This window comes from Pseudoduganella violaceinigra DSM 15887, from assembly GCF_000425385.1.
GTDB lineage: Bacteria > Pseudomonadota > Gammaproteobacteria > Burkholderiales > Burkholderiaceae_D > Rugamonas > Rugamonas violaceinigra.
Map to the genome: position 1 here is coordinate 1 of NZ_KE384362.1, position 2,622 is coordinate 2,622.

Here is a 2,622-nt window from a genome sequence, read left to right on the forward strand (position 1 = left end):
TGGCGCGGAGTCGATCCGTTTCGACAGCAACCAAAAGCCGCCTATCTTTTCGATGCCTGGGACGGACTGCTAAAGGGAATCTGGCTGCGCCATTAGTCGGGAGTCAGCCGAGTAGAAGGAGATGTGGACGAACCGTCCAGGGCTTGCTTCGCCCTGGTGGTTCGAGATGCTCATTCATTGAGCAGATATGGAAGAAACTGCGACATGCCCGAACTAAAATTTGGGCTGCCGCTTTCGGAATGAGGTGATTTCCCCCGAAAAATCGCCCCGCCAACATGCGCCCAAACCTTTCTGGACGTCTGGACGGGGCAACGGGGCAACTGAACGGGGCAGGGCAATCACCGCACCGTGCCAACGGGAAGGATTTGTCCAATTCGGGGACGAAATACGCTTATGACTTCAACTCCTTTATCGGCTCCTTTGGCATAGCTAACACCAATGGAGTCCCCCCCCTCATCCCAGCGTTCCCGGACCACAGTTCCGTCGTCTCTTAAAGTACGAAAATCAGCGGTCCGAGCAAACTTCTTTTGGACATTCAGTTGAGTATCGGAGAAGCTAAGCGCCTTAGGCAACTGCCCAGTGAATCGTCGAAATCCTTCTTTTCCTTCCGAATAAAGGAAAAATCCCGAGAAATATAACGGCCCCAAACCAATCGGCTGATCATCTTGTTGCAGAAACATCGCTTCATCTGTGAACACAAAAGATATCCCGTCAGCCTTGCACTGCAAATATGCAGTGAACTCTCCTTCATCGAGTAGAAGCGCCGATAATAAATCGATTCCTTTCGGGGAAAAATACTCGACTAACCGATGATCATTCACGCTACTGCCAAGCAGAGAAAGCAATTCGTCACATTTATACATTATTTTCACTTTATTAGTGGATATCGATTCGTTCCCGCAGCCAACGATCATAAGCATCATTTGTCATGCCTTTGATCTTTGCTGCCCCTGCCTCAATAGCCCCAACATCATTTGGCGCTAGTACGTGCGCATTTTGAACTGCAGCATCGGCATCCCGACAAGCAGCTCCAGCCAAATTGCACGCATCACCCTGCATTTGGGCAGCATTGTTCTTGTACCCGTGCGTTGGACCTGCCTTATGCACTGGGTTCGGAACTGTCATTGTAATTGACTCATTGATGATTCGAGTTTTCTCTTCATACGTCAGCGGTTCCCCCTTTAGATATTCGGCACGCACCAAAAGCGCTCCCTTCGACGGCATATGATCTCGATCAACGGTACCATCACCTGTTAGCTTTTTCGAATCTTCGTAGCTTTCTACTTTGCCGACCTCAAGTCGTTTTCGTTTCGCGGACTCATAGCAATCATCGTTGTGTACCCAGGAACGCAACTTTCCAACGAAATAAGTGTGGAAGTCCGCAACAGTCAAGTTGTAGGTGTCAGGTGACTCCTGCTTGTCCCGCAGCGACTCAACCAGCAACTCTTTGCCTTCGCTAGACAGAACCAACATCCCGGCCTTGAGCTCACCGCTTTCAACCCAGCCAGCTACTTCAACGCCTTGAGTGAAGCTGCCCTTATTGAGCACCCAGAACGGATGGTTATCCGTCACGGTCAGCACTTCCGATTCGCCATTCGCGCTACGCAAGGTCAGATCGAACACACCCTTGTTTTGCGTGACAATCAGCTTCACGACCGGCTTGTACGCAAGCTCGCCAGTCGCTTCGCTCTTCGACAGCACCAGATCGCCTTCGCGCACATCCTCGATTGCCTTGAAACCGCCCTGCACGGCCACGGGCGTACCGGCAACGAAGCAGGACCTGCAACGAATACGTTGCGGCTTTGCTTCCACGGTATGCCGTGGAGCTCGAATATGTTCAGCCTCCCCTGTCAGTCCTTTCGCGGCCAACTTCTCTTCGGCTACGATGGCTTGCTCCAGGCGACGCTCCTGGGCGCCCTTATTCAAAATTCGCAAGCCGGCCTTAGCGCCTTTTACGAGAGCACCGCCACTGAATTTAATAACTCGCACGCCCGCTTTAGCCGCGACCCCGCCAAAAAAACTATATCTGTCTGGTCCAGTAGCTTCTAGAATTGCTCCTCCGTACTCGCCGGCCGCTACGCCAATGTCATGTGCTTCTTTGTATTGGCGCTGACCCGGCGTCATCTCCGCTACATCTACGCCGCCCTCCGCATTCTCTGTCGTCAAATCAGCAGTTACAGTGCGGTCGCGCTGAACCTCGTCGAAGTTATTTCCGCGGGAATCCTTGAACCGCTTGGTGCCCTTTGCGCGCTCTGCTCGGTCATACCCTTCGCGGTTGGCGGTACGTTCCTGTTTGGCGTCAGAACTCATGCAGTCGTCAGGGTTCTGCGAGAAGCAAGCTGACCGCGAGTTTTGATAGCCAAACAAGTCCACATATACCGTTGGATTGGCATACGCGTAGAGATAGTGATGCAGCGACAGCGGCGTGCGCCAGTCGCCCTCATACGGGTCCTGCGTGATGAATCGTCCCAGCTGCGGATCGTAGTAACGCGCCTGGAAGTACACCAGGCCCGTTTCCGCATCCATCTGGTGGCCGGTGTAGCCGAACTTGTTGGCGCTCTGGCCGGTCGCTTCGGTGATGTTGCCGAAGGCGTCGTACACCATTTCGCTCTTCAGCTTGCC

2 protein-coding genes are annotated in these 2,622 nt (G+C 53.1%); both read right to left on the minus strand.

What is annotated here, in order from left to right; all coding sequences use genetic code 11:
• Positions 1-338: 338 nt before the first annotated feature.
• Positions 339-923 carry a hypothetical protein gene (locus H597_RS35295; protein ID WP_154668335.1) on the minus strand — a complete coding sequence of 195 codons (585 nt, stop codon included), beginning with the start codon at positions 921-923 and terminating at the stop codon, positions 339-341.
• The coding region (locus H597_RS32920; protein ID WP_035375475.1) for a polymorphic toxin-type HINT domain-containing protein at positions 877-2,622 on the minus strand (1,746 nt) is incomplete at its 5' end. The genes H597_RS32920 and H597_RS35295, both read right to left, overlap by 47 nt.

Bases quoted from the DNA above. Each gene is read 5' to 3' on its own strand.
- H597_RS35295 (WP_154668335.1), bottom strand. From the start codon at position 923: ATGATGCTTATGATCGTTGGCTGCGGGAACGAATCGATATCCACTAAT.